The organism is Actinoplanes oryzae (assembly GCF_030757795.1).
GTDB lineage: Bacteria > Actinomycetota > Actinomycetes > Mycobacteriales > Micromonosporaceae > Actinoplanes.
This window is the reverse complement of sequence record NZ_JAUQWH010000084.1, coordinates 19,993-36,341: the sequence shown is the minus strand read 5'-3', so window position 1 is coordinate 36,341 and position 16,349 is coordinate 19,993. Positions and strand designations below refer to the sequence as shown.

The following is a 16,349-nucleotide window of genomic DNA, read 5'->3' as shown; positions in this document are numbered from 1 at the left end:
GGGCCGGGCCTTCACGGTCTTCTGGCCGGTCAATCGGGCGACGTGGCTGCCGGTGCCGGACGGCTTCGACAGCATCCCCGACGCCGCGAAATAAGATCGACTTCCGCGCAATAGGCTGGCGTACGTGACACACATCGAACGACGGGCCGCTCGCGTGCTCCTGGTCGATGCGGCGGACCGCGTGCTGCTGTTGCACGGCGGTGATCCGGCCCGTCCCGACCAGCTCTGGTGGTTCACCCCCGGCGGCGGTCTCGACGCCGGGGAGACGCCCGCCCAGGGCGCGGCGCGCGAGTTGTTCGAGGAGACCGGCCTGCGGGTCGACCCGGCCGCGCTGGGATCGCCCGTGCACGACGAGGTGACCGAGTTCAGCTACGACGGCCGGGACTATCGGCAGACCCAGGAGTTCTTCCTGCACCGGGTCGACAGCTGGGCGGTCGACACGTCCGGGTTCGACGAGGCCGAGCGGCAGACGATCACCGATCACCGGTGGTGGTCCGCCGAGGCGCTGGCCGCCTCCGACGAGCAGATCTTCCCGGTCGGCCTGGCCTCGCTCCTGACGCGTGCGGTGACGAGCTGATGCTCGCTCCGCCCCGCACCGTCGTCCGCCGCGAGGGCGGGCTCTACGCGCTGGAGCGGGCGCTGCAGCGGCGTGGCTTCCGCCACGTCGCCGGCGCCGACGAGGCCGGCCGCGGTGCCTGCGCCGGCCCGCTCGTCGCCGGCGCGGTGATCCTGCCGGAGGGCAAGCGGGGCGAGATCCCCGGGCTGGCCGACTCCAAGCTGCTCACCCCGGCCGCCCGGGAGCGGGTCTACGACGAGGTGGTCGCCCGGGCGCTCACCTGGTCGGTCGTGATCGTCCCGGCCACCGAGGTGGACGCCCGCGGCCTGCACGTCTGCAACCTCGCCGCGATGCGCCGGGCGCTCGCGTCGCTGCGCACCCGCCCGGAGTACGTGCTGACCGACGGCTTCCCGGTCGACGGCCTCGGCGCCCCGGGGCTGGCGGTGTGGAAGGGCGACCGGGTCGCGGCGTGTGTCGCGGCGGCCAGTGTGCTCGCCAAGGTCACCCGGGACAGGCTGATGGTCGAGCTGGACGGGCGCTTCCCGGACTACGGCTTCGCGGTGCACAAGGGGTACATCACCGAGGAGCACAGCGCGGCGCTCACGCGGCACGGGCCGTGCGCGGAGCACCGGTTCTCGTACGTCAACGTGGCTGCCGCCTCCGGGCGGGGAAATGTGCCGCCCCGGGCGCGTCGTCCGGTTTCCGCCACTTCATCTTCGGCCGCGTCTTCCGCCGAGCCGCTGATGCTGTGGCCGGACAGTGGGGGTACCGTCGGCGTGGCGTCCGGCGAGGAGCCTCGGCCGCCGGTGCCGGTGGGGGAAGATGAGGCCATGGAGGGCGAGAAGCGATGAGCGCAGAGGATCTCGAGAAGTACGAGACCGAGATGGAGCTGCAGCTCTACCGGGAGTACCGCGACATCGTCCGCCAGTTCTCCTACGTGGTGGAGACGGAGCGCCGCTTCTACCTGGCCAACCAGGTGGATCTGCACGTGCGCAACTCCGACGGCGAGGTGTACTTCGAGGTCGAGATGCACGACGCATGGGTCTGGGACATGTACAGGCCGGCGCGCTTCGTCAAGAACGTGCGGGTGATGACGTTCAAGGACGTGAACGTCGAGGAGCTGGAGAAGCCGGACATCTCGCTGCCGGACGAGCCCGGCTTCGGGGGCTGACGGTTTCTTCGGTTGTCCACAGATCGCCGTTGTCCACAGGGGCAGCGGCGATCTTTTTTGGTTCGGCGCAGGATGCGCGGCATGGTCTGGTTCTTGTCTCTCGTCCTCACCCTCGGGTGGCCCCTGCAACCGGTGTCGGTGTCGGTGACGCGGCTCGCCGAGCCGGCTTTCGGCCGGCCCGTGGAGCCGGCGTCAGGGACGCGGCGCTTTGAGCCGGCTTTCGGCTGGCCTGTGGAGCCGGCTTCGGTGACGCGGCGGTTCGAGGCGCCGCCTGCGCCGTGGCTGGCGGGGCATCGCGGGGTGGATCTTGCGTCGGTGCCGGGCGCGGTCGTGCGATCCGCCGGCGCGGGCACCGTGGCCTTCGCCGGTCGGGTGGCCGGGCGGGGCGTGGTGAGCGTCCAGCACGACTCGGGGCTGCGGACGACGTACGAGCCGGTCGACCCGCTGGTGCACCCGGGCGACCCGGTCGATCCCGGCGGCCGGCTGGGCACGCTGGTGGGCGGGCACGCGGGATGCCCCGTGGCGGCGTGTCTGCACTGGGGGCTGCGGCACGGTGCCGGCTATCTCGACCCGTTGACGCTGCTCGGGGCCGGGCCGGTGCGGCTGCTACCCGTCCTTGAGGAGGGCGGGGAGGCGCTCGGCGAGGCGGTCGTACTCGTCGGGGCGGTTGTAGACCTGGGCGCTCAGCCGCAGCCAGCCGCGGCCGCCCCACGAGTTGAGGGCCACCTCGGTCGCCAGCTTGTCGGCGATGCGTCCCCGCAGGGCGTGGGCTTCCGGCTTCGTCGTCGCGACACCGCCGGGCAGCGGCACGATCCGCATGGCGGCCTCGGGGGCGCCCGGGTCCGGCAGCTCGGCGGGGTCCAGGCCCAGGGCGGCGCCGACGACCCTCTGCCCGTAGGCGGCCAGCGCCGCGTTGTGGCTCCGCACGGCATCGAGGCCCAGCGTGCGCATCGTGAAGAGTCCCGTGGGAGCGGCGAGCCACGCCGTGAAGTCCAGCGTGCCCTGATACTCGACGCTGAGCGGGAAGCCGGCCTCCTGCTCCCACGACACGACCAGCGGCTCGATGCGCCGGCGCCACGGTGCCGCCACGGCGAGGAGCGCGGTGCCCCGCGGGGCATAGGCCCACTTGTGCAGGTTGCCGACCCAGAAATCCGCCCCGATCCGGTCCACCTCGACCGGCAGCATGCCCGGCACGTGCGCCGCGTCCACCAGCACCGGGATTTCGTGCTCCCGCGCCGCCGCCACGATCTGCGCCACGGGCAGCGCGCGCGCGGTCGGCGAGGTGAGCTGGTCCACGATCACCAGCTTGGTCTTGCCGGGGCGCAGGGCGTTGCGGACGCGGGAGACCAGTTCGGCGTCCGAGGCCTGCAGGGGCAGGGCGACCGTACGCGCGGTGGCCCCGGACCGGCGGCACTGGCGCTTGGCGGCGAGCTCGTTGGCGCCGTACCCGTGATCGGTCAGCAGCACCTCGTCGCCGGGGCCGATCCGCACCGACTGCAGCACGAGCGACACCCCGGCCGTCGCGTTGGGCACGAGCGCGCTGCCCTCCGGATCAGCCCCGAGAAACTGGGCGATGTGCCGTCGCGTGTGGACGATCCGGTCCATGAGCCCCGGCGGCTCGAAGAAGGTCATGGGGTTGCGCTCGGTCTCGTCCCGCAGCCGCTGCTGGGCCCGCTGCACGCTGATCGGGACCGCGCCGAAGGAGCCGTGGTTCAGATAGGCGGTGCCGGGATCGAGCGAGAAAAGGAGCCGAGCTCCGGGAAGGGGCGGGGGCGGGTCACCGGCGCTCACGCTGCGATCGTACGGCACGCGGCAGGCCGGAATCCGGGTCTTGTCCCTCCTCCGCGCCGGCTCCGGACATTCGTAGCCCTCGTCCCGCGCCTCGAAGCCGTTCGCTGCGCGTCGCCGTCCGCCCTGCCCTCGTCCTGCTTCCGGCTCCGCCGCGCTGTTCCGCCCGGTGCGCCACTCCTCGCCTCGCCTTGTGCTCCGCTTTCGCCTTCGAGCTGACTGTGGTGGACACGCCGGGGCTGTCCTTGCCTCCGCCGCCGGGGCCACCAGCGCACTGTGCCTCCGCCCCTCGCCTCGCCTTGTGCTCGCTTCTCGCCTCGCCCTGTGCTCCGCCCCTCGCCTTGCCCTGTGCTCCGCTTTTCGCCTCGCCTAGTGCTCCGCTCTTCGCCTTGCACTGTGCCCCCGCTCCTCGCCTCGCGCTGTGCTCCGCTCTTCGCCCGCCGTGGGTCTCGGCCTTTGCCGGTCCTTCGTCTCGGCCTCTGCCCGACCGTCGCCTCGGACTCAGTCCTGGCTGGTGTCCCTGGTTCGGGATGCGCTGCTCGGAGGATGCGCTGCTCGGACCCGCCGAATGTGCTTCGTCGGGCTGCTTCTCACGCGGCGGGCGGGCCGGACAGAAATGGCGGTCGGGATCGGGGCGGGGCTGGACCGGGGTGGCGGTCGGGATCGGGGCGGGCTGGATAGGAATGGCGGTCGGAGCTGGAGCGGGGTGGCGGTCAGGCGCGGGGGTGGGCCTGGTTGAAGGCGGCGCGGAGGCGTTCGGTGGAGACGTGGGTGTAGATCTGTGTGCTCGACAGCGACGAGTGCCCGAGCAGTTCCTGCACCGCGCGCAGGTCGGCGCCGCCGTCGAGCAGGTGCGTGGCGGCCGAGTGGCGCAGGTCGTGCGGGCTGGTGTGCGGCAGCCCCGCCGCCTGGGCCGCCGCGGCGACGACCCGGCGCACCACTGTCTGCTGCAGGCGGCCGCCTCGCGCCCCGAGGAAGAGCGCGTCCCCGCTCGCGGGCTGGGCCATCTGCGGGCGGCCGTGGCGCAGCCAGTCGTCGAGGGCCCGCTGGGCCGGCACCCCGTAGGGCACGGCCCGCTCCTTGGCGCCCTTGCCGAGCACACGAACCACGCGCCGCGCCTCGTCCACGTCGGCCGTGTCGAGGCCGCACAGCTCGCTCACCCGGATGCCGGTCGCGTAGAGCAGCTCGAGGATGGCGCGGTCGCGTACCCCGTGCGGATCGGCCGTCGTCACGACCAGCTCGGCCGCCTGCTCGGCCCGTAGCACCGACGGCAGGTCCCGGTGCGCCTTGGGGCTGGCCAGCTGCGCCCCCGCATCGGACGCGCAGAGCCCGGCCCGATGCGCCCACCCCGTGAACGTCCGAGCCGCCGCCGCCCGCCGAGCCTGCGAAGTCCGCGCGGCCCCCTCCGCCATCCGCCGCGCCAGCCACCCCCGCAGCACGGCGATGTCCAGGTCCGCCGGGCTCGCACACCCGGCCCCGGCGGCATACTCAAGCAGCGACACCACATCGCCGACATAAGCCCGCACGGTGTGCACGGACCTGTTCTCCACCCGCGACAGATGCACCCCAAAGTCGTCCACAGCCTGACGCATGGCCGCTGGCAACCCCTCATGCGCCGCGCGAGTGCTTCCCATACCCCCATCATCACCCGCCACCCGCCATCGCTGCCCACCGCCGGCCACCCGCCATCGCTGCCCACCACCGGCCACCGGCCATTGGCAGCCCGGCTCCGACACCGGCCGCCCGCGCTCGCCCCCGCCTCCGCGCCCGGGCTCGCCATCCGCGCCCGTACTTGCCGCCGACTCCGCGCCCGCGTCCGCGTCCGCGTCCATCCGCACCGCGCTTGGCGCTGACCACCTGCGCAGTTCCGTGAGTCATCCGCACTGGTCACCCGTGCCGGCGCTGGTCAGCGTCTGGACGGGAGGCCGGCTGGTGCCCGGAGGACTAGCGGCGCCGTCCTTGCTCCTTGGCGTCTATCCCCGGCTGCCTGTGCACATCGTCAGCTCCCGGACCGTTCGGGTGAATCCGGGAGGCCTCGGCCATGCGGTTCGGTGGGAGGGCGGCTGCTGGGAGCAGGGCGAGTCCGGCCATGACGGGGCGGGCTGCCGGGGCCGAGGGCGGCCGGAAGTGGGCGAGGGGGCGGATCCGGGCGGGGGCGGCGTTCCGAAGTCGGCCGGTGGGAGGGCGTCTGAGTCGGCCGGTGGGGGTCGGGTCCAGGAGACGAAGCGGGACCACAGGTCTGCGGGCGCCGATCCGTCTGCTGTGGCGAGGTCGTCCCATGCCTCGGTGAGCCGGCCGTGCATGTAGACCGTCAGGCTCGACGGGGCTCGCTGGTACTCGGCCAGCAGTTGGGCTTTCGCCTGGTCGCAGGGCCAGGGCAGGTGGCAGGCCGAGCACTTCCACAGCGGTGGGACGCCGAGGTGGGCGGGCGGTGATCGCCGGTCGTTCGTGTGTCTGGCCATGGCGGCCTCCCGATTCTGAGTGTCTTTGCCGCTGGGACGGCGGGCGCTGTGCGTGGTCTTCAGTTGCTATCGGTATTGGCCTGGCAGGGGGCCCACTCAGGCCTCGTCGGGTGAGGACGGCTGGGGCTCGATGTCGGGAGGTGGCGGCAGGCTTACGCCGGGCGGGTCCGAGGTCGGGGACTGCGGGCGGGAGTGGCACTTCGGTCTGGGTGCCGGGTGCGGGGGTTGGTCGGCGCGGAGGGCGTCGGCGATGGAGGCGGGGAAGGTGTGCAGAGCCTGGACGGCGGCGAGGAACTCCGTGGGGCGGTGCGGCCGGGGCGGGCTGGCGGGCTTGGTGGTGCGGGGGTGGGGCTTGCCGCGGGGCGGGCGGGTCAGGACCGCGGTGGGGCTGTAGACGGTGGACTGCGGCGGGGGCTCCGGGGCGAACGTCAAGGTGGTCATCGTCGAGGGGCCGGAGCCGGACGGCGGCGAAGGGGGCCGCAGGGCCGTGGGCGGGTCGGGGGCGGGTGGCAGCGCGTAAGGCTCGTCGGTGCCCGGCGAGAAGGTCGGCATCGTGCCGTGCGGGAAGGTCCCCGGGCGCGGCCGCTTCCCGGCCGGGGGCTCGGGCGGCCGGGTCGGGAGAGGGTGGCCGGAGATCGTCGGTGTGGCCGGTGGCACCCCCTCTGGGCTGGGCGGGGAGGCTTCAGGGCGCTCGTCGCGGGGGGAGTGGGAACGTGCCTGGTTTGACGCTGGTGGAATGGACGGCGTGGAGCTTTGCATCTGCCCGGACGCGGGTGGCTCGGCGCCGGAAGCCGGAGCCGGAGGGAAGCCGTCGACCGGCTTCGGGGAAGTGTCGGGAGCGGGTCGTCGAGAGGAGGGATTGCCGGGGTGGCGGGTGCCTTTGGTGGAATGGGGACACGGGGCCGGAAGGCCGCAGACGCAGAGCAGCCAAAGGGCGCGCCAGTCTCGTTTATGGGTGGGGTGATTGCGGTGCATGGGGGGATCGGCTCCCTGGTCGTACGGGGTAGTCATGCGACGACATTAGTTGACGTAAAGCTAGCTGTCTTTCACCGAGTTGACCCATGACCAATAGTCATACGCCTACGGTCGATCATGTGGCTAAAGCAATCCGACTCATGGGCGCACACGAGATCCGGGTCCGGCTCGGCGGGGTGAGCCGACAGCGGGCTTACCAGATCACCAGCCGGGCCGACTTCCCCGAACCGGTGGCGGACCTCGCGCAGGGCAAGGTCTGGCTGACCGAGGACGTCGAGGCGTGGATGAAGGTCCATCGCCGGGACGTCGACGAATCCGACGACTGATCACCCCTGCTCCTCCGGCGCCGCGGGCAGTTCCTTCCGGTCCGGCGGCGATTTCTGCGTGCCCACCGAAAGTTCGGGCACGGAGAAAAGCGCCGCCGGTGAGGGAATCGCGGCCGGTGGAGATGGCGCGTTCGACGGAAGAGGAGCCGTGCGGGAGACGGAAGCCCGCGCGGCTCTCGTGAGGGCGAAGCCGTTGTCGCGGCGTACGACCAAGCCCTTGATCTCCAGCAGGGTCAGTCGCTGCAGGACCGTGCGCAGCCGAACCCCGGCTCGCGCGGCTAGCTCCTCCGGTCCCGCCGTGCCGTGGTCCGGCACGGCCTCCAGCACGAGCGCGCTCTCCTCGTCGAGCTCGTCCCGGGCGTGGCTGAGGGCCCGGGCCGGCTCGGCGTAGTACTCGCCGATGCGGCCCACCTCGTCCAGCACCTGGGCGGCGTTGGTGACGACGCGCGTGCCCGGGCAGGTGCGGAGGAGCTCGTGGCAGCCCACGGACATCGCCGACGTGACCGGGCCGGGGACGACCAGCGCCGGGCGGTTGAGGGCCAGGACGCGGCCCATCGTCTGGACCGCGCCGCTGCGGGCGGCCGCCTCGACGAGGACCGTGCCTGCCGTGGCGGCGGCGATGACGCGGTTGCGGATCAGGAAGCGGTGGCGCAACGGGTCCGAGCCCGGCGGCCACTCGCTCATCAGCAGGCCCGTCTCGGCGATCTGCTCGAACAGGGCCGTGTTGCTCACCGGGTACGGCCGGTCGACTCCACAAGCGAGCACAGCGATCGTGAGCCCGCCCGCGCCCAGCGCCGCCCGGTGCGCCGTCGCGTCGATGCCCATGGCGCCGCCCGAGACCACTGTCCAGCCCTGTTCGGCGAGGCCGAAGGCGATGTCCATCGTCACGTGCAGCCCGTACGAAGTAGCCGCCCGCGCGCCGACCACGGACACCGACCGCTCCAGCGCCGCCCCGAGCGGGTGCTCGCCGCGGACCCAGATGCAGAGCGGCGGGCGTACGTCGCGGTGGACCCTGTCCCGCCGCCCGAACTCCAGCGTGGCCAAGGACTCGACCCTGCCGGGCCATTCTTGGTCGCCGGGCACCACCACCCGAGCCCCCAGCCGGCGGGTGTGCCTGAGCGCCAGCTCCGCCATCCGGACCGGATCGCCCTTCCCGGCCCGGGCCGCCACGAGATTGCCCAGCGACGGGGTCGCGAACCGCCCGGCCAGGATCTCGGCGAGCGTCGCCGCCGCACCCTGCTGCTGGACCAGCTCCCAGACCGTCCGGTGCCCCGGCTCCACGAGCCACGTCAGCGCGACCCGGGCCAGCCGGTCGTCGTCCTCCGCGCTCATGCCGCACGACCCGACGGCTTCTTGGGCTCCGGCGGCGGCCCCGGCCTGCGAATGCTGGAGCCATGGCCGTCCTCGAGGCGGATGCCGACGTCGTGGTCCGCGAGGTCGGTGAGCAATTGCTCGACGGCCGAGCGAAGGCGGTCAGGGGCGGATCTGCCGGTCATGGGCGTCTCCCATTCGGAGTTGGGCGGCCTCGGCCACGTCGAGGCTGGTGGGGGTGTCTCGTCCGTCGAGGTCCGCGATCGTCCACGCCAGGCGCAGCACGCGGTCGAAGCCGCGCGCCGACAGCGCGCCGCTCTCCAGGCCGCGCTGGAGACCCGCGGTGGTCGCGGAGCTGAGCCGCCACGGCGGGCGCCGCAGCCGGGGGCCGGGGACATCGGCATTGACCTGCCAGCCCTCGGCTGACCAACGCGCGGCGGCGGCCGCCCGGGCCTTGGCCACCCGGTCGGCCACGGCCGCGGACGACTCGGCCGGGGCGGTCGCGGTCAGCAGCTGGGCGGCGCCGAGGGAGGCGAGCTTGATGTGGATGTCGATGCGGTCCAGCAGGGGACCGCTGAGCTTGCCCAGGTAGCGGCGGCGGGCGACGGGCGAGCACTGGCAGTACTGATCGCCGGCCGGGCTCGCGCACGGGCACGGATTGGCGGCGAGCACGAGCTGCACCCGGGCGGGGTATTCGGTGCTGCCGCGGGAGCGGGCCAGGATCACCCGGCCGCTCTCCAGCGGCTGGCGCAGGGCCTGCAGCGTGCGCGGCGAGAACTCGGGCGCCTCGTCGAGGAAGAGAACGCCCCGATGGGCGAGGGACAGCGCGCCCGGCCGGGCGAGGCCGGGGCCGCCGCCGACGAGGGCGGAGAGGCTCGCGCTGTGGTGCGGCGCCTCGAAGGGCGGCCGCCGGACGAGGAAGCCCTCCGGCGGCAGCACGCCGGCAATGGACTGCAGAGCAGTGACCTCCAGGGCGGCGGCGTCGTCCAGCTCGGGCAGGAGCGAGGGGAGCCGCTCCGCGAGCATGGTCTTGCCGGCGCCGGGCGGGCCGATGAGGGCAAGGTGATGGCCGCCGGCCGCCGCGACCTCCAGGGCGCGCCGGCCGAGCTCCTGACCGGCGACGTCGGCGAGGTCGGGGCCCTGGGGCGGGGCCGGGGTCCGCTCGGGTGGCGGCACGAGCAGGGTGTCCTGGCCGCGGAGGAAGCCGATGAGGCGGCGCAGCGTGTCCACGGCGCCGACCGAGACGCCGGGAACGACGGCTGCCTCGCGGGCATTTTCCCGGGGCACCACGAAGCGGCGGATCCCGGCATCGGCGGCGGCCGCGACCATGGGCAGGACGCCGCGCACGGACCGGACCGCCCCGTCGAGGCCCAGCTCGCCGAGGAAGACGACATCCTCGAGCTGCTTCAGCGGCAGCTCACCCGCACCGGCCAGCATCGCCACGGCGATGCTGAGGTCGAACGCGCTGCCGTGCTTGGGCAGCATCGCCGGGAGCAGGTTGACGGTGATGCGCCGGTTGGGCCACGCCTCGCCCGAGTTGAGAATCGCCGCGCGGACCCGGTCGCGGGCCTCGTGCAGGGCGGTGTCGGGCAGCCCGGTCAGGACGACGGCGGGCAGACCCTGGGACAGGTCTGCCTCGACCTCGACCAGGTGACCGGTCACCCCGACGAGGCCGACGCACAGGACCCGGGCGTAGCTCATCTCAGAAGGCCGATCGCACGTGCTCGATCCGGGCGGCTCCGCGGCGTTGGGGGAGCACCGCCACGACGTCGAACCGCACGCCGCCCGGGCGCACCGGGTGCTCGGTGAGCCAGCGGGCGGCCAGCCGGCGCAGGCGGCCCACCTTGGCGGGGACGATCGCCTCCGCGGGGCTGCCGAAGGTGTCGCCGCGCCGGGTCTTGACCTCGCAGAACACCAGGTCGTCGCCGTCGCGCAGGATCAGGTCGATCTCGCCGTCGGGGCACCGCCAGTTGCGGTCGAGCACGACCAGCCCCTGCTCGCACAGGTGGCGCTCGGCGAGGCGCTCACCGTACGCACCGACCGCCTGTCTCTCGTTCGTCATGGCCGCAGACGATTGCCGATCGGCGCCCCGGACGGCGGGCGCCCTGTGGACAGAGCCCGATTGTGGATGACGCCCGGGTCGCCCGGGCGGGGCGAGTAGCTTTGAGCGGTGGCATGACGTGCGGAAGTAACCTACGGTGCTGATTCGTGGACGGACATCGCCGGTATGCCGAGGACCCGGAGCCGAGCTGGTATGCGGGGCGCACCACTCCCGAGACGACCGGCTCGCACGCGGCTCCGGCGCCGGGCGGCAGCTCGTGGGACTCCGGCGTGCACGAGCGGCCCAGCGGCGCCTTCCGGTTGCCGGAGCAGCGGCCGGCGGCGTACCCGTCGCCCGATCCGGTGACATCGACCGGAAGCCATGCGACGTCCCCGGCCGACTCCGGCGTCCTGCGCGTCCCGGTACGCGGGCCCGAGTATCCGGCGGTGCGCCCGGCCGGCAGCACGCCCGCCCCGCCGGCCTACAACGCACCACCCGCCCCGCCGGCCTACAACGCACCACCCGCCCCGGCGGCCTACACCCCGCCGCCCGCGACCACGCCGGCGTACACCCCGCCGTCCGCCTACGCGACCACGACGGCGTACACGCCGCCGTCCGGAGCCACCCCGGCGTACACATCCCCGGCCACGTCGACGACGGCGCCCGCCCCGGCGGCCACCACCGCGCCGGTCGAGCCGGCGGCCGGATACAACGACCCGACGAGCATGGTCCCGCTGGCAGTCAACCGCCCCACCGGTGCGCCCGAAGCCGTCTACAACTCCCGCCGACCGCTTTCCACCGTTTTGTTCGCCGCCGCCACCGTCGTCCTCCTTGTCCCGGCTGTCCTCCTTCTGGTCCAAGCGACTTTCGTGGACGATCCGACCGCCCGGGGCGTCGTCCCGGCGGTGCTGCTCGTCCTCGGCCTGCCGCTCACGGGCACCGGCCTCGCCTCGCTCGCCGCCGGAGGAAAGGCCGGCGGGCGGGACGCGTGGCTGCGGCCCCCGGTCGCGTACCTGCCGGTGGGCCTGATGCTGCTGCTGGCCGCCGGGCTGGGCGTGGCCTGAGCGCGGGAACGCGGCGCGGAGCGGATATCCGTACGGGAAAAGGTCGTAACCGGGCCCACGTCCCGCCCGGAAGCGAGCCACCCGGCCGACGGCGTATGCTTGTCCCCGGCGACCGCCCAGCGCGGTCGACCTCGCGCGCCCTCTGCACGGTTCCCCGATCGTCGATCGGGCCCTGCGGCGGCGGCCCTCCCTGGTCCTGATCATCTCGGGTCCACCCTGGGCCGGCGACCGGGCGCCAGGACGCCCACCGCCGGTGAGCGTGACAACCAGGGATGACAGGGAGCAATTCACCATGGCCGTCGTGACCATGCGCCAGCTGCTGGAGAGCGGTGTCCACTTCGGGCACCAGACCCGGCGCTGGAACCCGAAGATGAAGCGCTTCATCTTCACCGAGCGCAACGGTATCTACATCATCGACCTGCGCCAGACCCTCGACTACATCGAGAAGGCGTACAGCTTCGTCCGCGACACCGTCGCCGAGGGCGGCTCGATCCTCTTCGTCGGCACCAAGAAGCAGGCGCAGGAGGCGATCGCCGAGCAGGCGACCCGCGTGGGCCAGCCGTACGTGAACCACCGCTGGCTGGGTGGCATGCTGACCAACTTCCAGACGGTCTACAAGCGGCTGCAGCGCATGAAGGAGCTCGAGGCCCTGGGTGACCTGAGTGGCACCGCCACCGGGTACACCAAGAAGGAGACCCTGCAGCTCTCGCGCGAGAAGATCAAGCTCACCAAGACCCTCGGTGGTCTGCGTGACATGACCAAGACGCCGTCGGCGATCTGGGTCGTGGACACCAAGAAGGAGCACATCGCCGTCGACGAGGCCCGCAAGCTGGGCATCCCCGTCATCGCGGTGCTCGACACCAACTGCGACCCCGACGAGGTCGACTTCCCGATCCCGGGCAACGACGACGCGATCCGCTCGGCCGAGCTGCTGACCAAGGTCGTCGCCGCCGCCGTCGCCGAGGGCCTGATCTCGCGTTCCGGCCGTAACCGGGGCGACGCGGACGCCAAGCCCGAGCAGACGGTCGCCGCCGGCGAGCCGCTGCCCGAGTGGGAGCGCGACCTCTACGAGGGCGCCGAGAAGAAGGCCGCCGACGGCGAGCCCGCCGCCGTTGCGGCCGCCCCCGAGGTGCCCGCCGCCGCCGAGCCGGTCGCGACCGCCGCGGAGTAAGTCCTGCCGGAAGCCGGCCGCCGCGAGGCGGCCGGCCCCCAGATCAAGACTTCTTAAGGATCAGAGAGAGTCATGGCCAACTACACCGCCGCGGACGTGAAGAAGCTCCGCGACCTCACCGGCGCCGGCATGATGGACTGCAAGAAGGCCCTCGACGAGTCGGACGGCGACTTCGACAAGGCCGTCGAGTTCCTGCGCATCAAGGGTGCGAAGGACGTCGGCAAGCGGGCCGGCCGCACCGCGGCCAACGGCATCGTCAGCCACTCCGGCAAGGCGCTGCTCGAGCTCAACTGCGAGACCGACTTCGTCGCCAAGACGCCCGACTTCGTGGCGCTGGGCCAGACGCTGGTCGAGCACGGCGCGAAGAACCACTTCGCCGACGCCGCCGCGCTGCTCGCCTCCTCGCTGGAGGACGGCACCGCCGTCGCCGACGTGATCCAGGAGTTCTCGGCCAAGATCGGCGAGAAGATCGTGGTCAACCGGTTCGCCGAGGTCGAGGGCAACGTCGCGGTCTACCTGCACCGCAAGGCGCAGGACCTGCCGCCGCAGGTCGGCGTCCTCGTGGAGTACGCGGGCAAGGACGACGAGGCCGGCGAGGACGACGCCCGCGCCGTGGGCATGCAGATCGCCGCCATGCGGCCGAAGTTCCTCACCCGTGAGGAGGTCCCCGCCGAGACGGTCGCCAACGAGCGCCGCATCGCCGAGGAGACCGCCCGCGAGGAGGGCAAGCCGGAGCAGGCGCTGCCGAAGATCGTCGAGGGCCGGGTCAACTCCTTCTTCAAGGACTTCGTCCTGCTGGAGCAGCCGTCGGTCACCGACAACAAGAAGACGGTGAAGCAGGTCGCCACCGAGGCCGGCATCGAGGTCACGCGCTTCGTCCGGTTCGAGGTCGGCCAGGAGTAATCCAGGCCCTCACGCACTGCGCGGGAGGTCGGGTGCTGGACAGGCGCCCGGCCTCCCCGTCACATAAGGTCTCGGAAGTAGCGTTGGAGAAGGCGGGGTCCGCATGACGATGGTGACCGAGCAGACTGCCTCGGCCGAGGGTGTTCCGGCCCAGCGGCCCGAACGGCCCCGGCGAGTCGTCCTGAAGCTGTCGGGCGAGGTCTTCGGCGGCGGTGGCGTCGGCGTCGACCCCGACGTCGTGCAGGGTCTCGCGCGCCAGATCGCCACGGTCACCCGGCGCGGCGTGCAGGTCGCCGTGGTCGTCGGCGGCGGCAACTTCTTCCGCGGTGCCGAGCTGCAGAAGCGCGGCATGGACCGCAACCGGGCCGACTACATGGGCATGCTGGGCACCGTCATGAATGCCCTCGCCCTGCAGGACTTCCTCGAGAAGGAGGGCATCGAGACGCGGGTGCAGACCGCGATCACGATGGCCCAGGTCGCCGAGCCGTACATCCCGCTGCGTGCCATCCGGCACCTCGAGAAGGGCCGCGTCGTGATCTTCGGCGCCGGCGCCGGCATGCCCTACTTCTCCACCGACACCGTCACCGCCCAGCGCGCGCTCGAGATCCACGCCGACCTCGTGCTGATGAGCAAGAACGGCGTCGACGGCGTCTACACCGCGGACCCGCGTACCGACCCGGGGGCCCGCAAGATCGACCACATCACCTTCGCCGGCGTGCTCCAGCAGGGCCTGCGCGTCGCCGATCAGGCCGCGTTCAGCCTCTGCGAGGAGAACGGTCTGCCGATGCTCGTCTTCGGGGCCCAGGGCGACGACACTATCGTCCGTGCCGTCAGTGGCGAGAAGATCGGCACCTTGATCACCGCGTGACGTCCTTTCCAAGGGACCTGAGAAGCAAGGAGGCGACGGAGTGGAGATCGACGAGATCCTCTTCGAGGCCGAAGAGAAGATGGAGAGCGCGGTCGAGCACGCCAAGGAGGAGTTCGCCGCGATCCGCACGGGCCGTGCCACGCCGGCGATGTTCTCCAAGATCGTCGTCGACTACTACGGCGCCCCGACCCCCGTGCCGCAGATGGCGTCGATCGGCATCCCCGAGCCGCGCATGGTGATCGTGAAGCCCTACGACGCCTCGCAGATCGGCGCGATCGAGCGGGCCATCCGCGACTCCGACCTCGGCGTGAACCCGAACAACGAGGGTACGCAGCTGCGCATCCACCTGCCGCAGATGACCGAGGAGCGGCGCCGCGACATGGTGAAGCTCGCGCGCAGCAAGTCGGAGGAGGGCCGCGTCGCGATCCGCAACGTGCGCCGCAAGGCCAAGGAGCAGATCGACCGCTCGGTCAAGGACGGCGAGGTCGGCGAGGACGACGGCCGCCGCGCCGAGAAGGAGCTCGACGACACCACCGCCAAGTACGTCGCCGTGGTCGACGACCTGGTCAAGCACAAGGAAGCCGAGCTGCTCGAGGTCTGATGTCGTACCTCGAGCCCCGCGGCGGGCACCCCTCAGCCGGCGGCCGGGCGTCGGGATCTCCCGGCGCCTCCGGCCCGGACGGTTTCGGCCCGGCCGCGAGGTTTGACCGGTCCGCCGAAGTGGAACACGTCGAAGCACCTGTCGCGGAGCCGGCGTGGGCTGCCCCCACCGCGGCGACCTCGACGTCCCAGGCGGAGTGGGAGTTGACGACAGCCGAGGCGGCGGTGCGCCGGGGCCCGGGCAAGCGGCGCGCCGGGCGCGACGGCAAGCCCGCGCCCGCGAAGCCGGCCGGCAAGGCGGGCCGCAACCTGCCCGCCGCCATCGGCGTGGGCGTCGGCCTGGTGCTGGTCGTCTTCGCCTCCCTGTTCCTGTGGAAGCCCGCGTTCCTCGGCGTGATCGCCCTCGCCTCCGGCGTCGGCGTCTGGGAGATGGTCCGCGCCCTGCGGGTCGCCGGGCCGCGCCCGCCGCTGGTCCCGCTCCTCGGTGGCGCGGTGCTGATGACGGGCCTCGCCTGGTACGGGGGAGCGGACGCCCTCCAGCTCGGCCTGCTCGCGACGCTGCTGGCCGCCCTCGTGTGGCGCTTCAGCGAGCACAAGGACGGTTTCCGGCGCGACCTGGGCGCCGCGGCGCTCATCGCGGTGTACGTACCGTTCCTGCTCGGCTTCGGCGTGCTGCTCGTGCTGCCGGACGACGGCCCGCAGCGGGTGCTGTGCACGCTGCTGGCGATCGTGCTTTCCGACACAGGTGGCTACGCGGCCGGCGTCTTCCTGGGCAAGCACCCGATGGCCCCCACGATCAGCCCCAAGAAGTCCTGGGAGGGCTTCGGCGGCTCGGTCGTCGGCGCCGGGCTGGGCGGCGCGCTGCTGCTGCACTTCCTGCTCGACGTGCCGTTCCAGTGGGGTGCGCTGTTCGGAGCGGTGATCGCGGTGGTGGCCGTACTCGGCGATCTGGCCGAGTCGATGCTGAAGCGCGACATCAAGATCAAGGACATGAGCAACCTGCTGCCCGGGCACGGCGGACTGATGGATCGGCTCGATTCCATCCTCTTCGCTGTCCCCGCGGCGTACCTGCTGCTCTCCCTCATCGCGCCGCCGGGGTAGGCATGCGCAGCC

The 16,349-nt window shown here is 72.6% G+C and carries 16 protein-coding genes and 2 pseudogenes; 12 read left to right on the top strand and 6 right to left on the bottom strand.

Translation table 11 applies throughout. The features are described from left to right. The 5 genes and pseudogenes from RBH18_RS25280 to RBH18_RS44170 form a co-directional block, all read left to right on the top strand. Positions 1–94: pseudogene (locus RBH18_RS25280) on the top strand (signal peptidase I); the annotation flags it as partial. Positions 95–124: 30 nt separating this feature from the next. Continuing rightward, positions 125–577, top strand: coding sequence for an NUDIX hydrolase (locus RBH18_RS25275; protein ID WP_306212037.1), 453 nt, complete (start codon positions 125–127; stop codon positions 575–577). Next, on the top strand, positions 577–1,407 hold the full coding sequence (locus RBH18_RS25270) for a ribonuclease HII (protein WP_306212035.1): 831 nt from the start codon (positions 577–579) through the stop codon (positions 1,405–1,407). Before RBH18_RS25275 ends, RBH18_RS25270 begins: the two co-directional genes overlap by 1 nt. After that, on the top strand, positions 1,404–1,727 hold the full coding sequence (locus RBH18_RS25265; protein WP_067505225.1) for a DUF2469 domain-containing protein: 324 nt from the start codon (positions 1,404–1,406) through the stop codon (positions 1,725–1,727). The genes RBH18_RS25270 and RBH18_RS25265 overlap by 4 nt, the downstream gene beginning before the upstream one ends. A gap of 72 nt (positions 1,728–1,799) precedes the next feature. Next, positions 1,800–2,240, top strand: a pseudogene (locus RBH18_RS44170) (peptidoglycan DD-metalloendopeptidase family protein); the annotation flags it as partial. Positions 2,241–2,333: 93 nt separating this feature from the next. On the opposite strand, the gene RBH18_RS25255 reads toward RBH18_RS44170, so the two are convergent. The 3 genes from RBH18_RS25255 to RBH18_RS25245 form a co-directional block, all read right to left on the bottom strand. Next, complete coding sequence (locus RBH18_RS25255) at positions 2,334–3,518, bottom strand: aminotransferase class V-fold PLP-dependent enzyme (RefSeq protein WP_306212025.1); 1,185 nt, start codon at positions 3,516–3,518, stop codon at positions 2,334–2,336. Positions 3,519–4,228: 710 nt separating this feature from the next. Continuing rightward, entirely contained in the window at positions 4,229–5,149 is a 921-nt protein-coding gene (locus RBH18_RS25250) for a tyrosine recombinase XerC (RefSeq protein ID WP_306212023.1), read from the bottom strand. A 924-nt stretch (positions 5,150–6,073) separates the two neighbouring features. Continuing rightward, the gene (locus RBH18_RS25245; protein ID WP_306212021.1) at positions 6,074–6,529 is read right to left on the bottom strand and encodes a hypothetical protein; all 456 of its coding nucleotides are present in this window, start codon (positions 6,527–6,529) and stop codon (positions 6,074–6,076) included. Positions 6,530–7,092: 563 nt separating this feature from the next. Between RBH18_RS25245 and RBH18_RS25240 the strand changes: the two genes are divergently transcribed. Beyond that, positions 7,093–7,278: a DNA-binding protein gene (locus RBH18_RS25240; protein ID WP_305783054.1), complete on the top strand. Its 186-nt coding sequence runs from the start codon at positions 7,093–7,095 to the stop codon at positions 7,276–7,278. Here the strand turns inward: RBH18_RS25240 and dprA are convergent, their stop codons facing one another. The 3 genes from dprA to RBH18_RS25225 form a co-directional block, all read right to left on the bottom strand. After that, positions 7,279–8,610, bottom strand: a complete 1,332-nt coding sequence (gene dprA / locus RBH18_RS25235; RefSeq protein ID WP_306212019.1) for a DNA-processing protein DprA — start codon at positions 8,608–8,610, stop codon at positions 7,279–7,281. Positions 8,611–8,751: 141 nt separating this feature from the next. Beyond that, entirely contained in the window at positions 8,752–10,290 is a 1,539-nt protein-coding gene (locus RBH18_RS25230) for a YifB family Mg chelatase-like AAA ATPase (RefSeq protein WP_306212017.1), read from the bottom strand. A gap of 1 nt (position 10,291) precedes the next feature. After that, on the bottom strand, positions 10,292–10,651 hold the full coding sequence (locus RBH18_RS25225) for a YraN family protein (protein WP_306212015.1): 360 nt from the start codon (positions 10,649–10,651) through the stop codon (positions 10,292–10,294). A 146-nt stretch (positions 10,652–10,797) separates the two neighbouring features. Here RBH18_RS25225 and RBH18_RS25220 point away from each other — a divergent pair, with 146 nt between their 5' ends. The 6 genes from RBH18_RS25220 (at position 10,798) to RBH18_RS25195 (ending at position 16,337) form a co-directional block, all read left to right on the top strand. Next, on the top strand, positions 10,798–11,694 hold the full coding sequence (locus tag RBH18_RS25220; RefSeq protein ID WP_306212013.1) for a hypothetical protein: 897 nt from the start codon (positions 10,798–10,800) through the stop codon (positions 11,692–11,694). A gap of 292 nt (positions 11,695–11,986) precedes the next feature. Continuing rightward, the gene (gene rpsB, locus RBH18_RS25215) at positions 11,987–12,865 is read left to right on the top strand and encodes a 30S ribosomal protein S2 (RefSeq protein ID WP_306212011.1); all 879 of its coding nucleotides are present in this window, start codon (positions 11,987–11,989) and stop codon (positions 12,863–12,865) included. Between the two features lie 72 nt (positions 12,866–12,937). After that, positions 12,938–13,768: a translation elongation factor Ts gene (gene tsf, locus RBH18_RS25210; RefSeq protein WP_306212008.1), complete on the top strand. Its 831-nt coding sequence runs from the start codon at positions 12,938–12,940 to the stop codon at positions 13,766–13,768. 103 nt (positions 13,769–13,871) lie between these two features. Beyond that, positions 13,872–14,636 (top strand): UMP kinase, encoded by a 765-nt coding sequence (pyrH, locus tag RBH18_RS25205; RefSeq protein WP_306212006.1) that lies wholly within the window; start codon positions 13,872–13,874, stop codon positions 14,634–14,636. A 79-nt stretch (positions 14,637–14,715) separates the two neighbouring features. Beyond that, positions 14,716–15,237, top strand: a complete 522-nt coding sequence (gene frr, locus RBH18_RS25200) for a ribosome recycling factor (protein WP_306212046.1) — start codon at positions 14,716–14,718, stop codon at positions 15,235–15,237. Beyond that, positions 15,237–16,337 carry a phosphatidate cytidylyltransferase gene (locus RBH18_RS25195; protein ID WP_306212004.1) on the top strand — a complete coding sequence of 367 codons (1,101 nt, stop codon included), beginning with the start codon at positions 15,237–15,239 and terminating at the stop codon, positions 16,335–16,337. Before frr ends, RBH18_RS25195 begins: the two co-directional genes overlap by 1 nt. Positions 16,338–16,349: the final 12 nt, after the last annotated feature.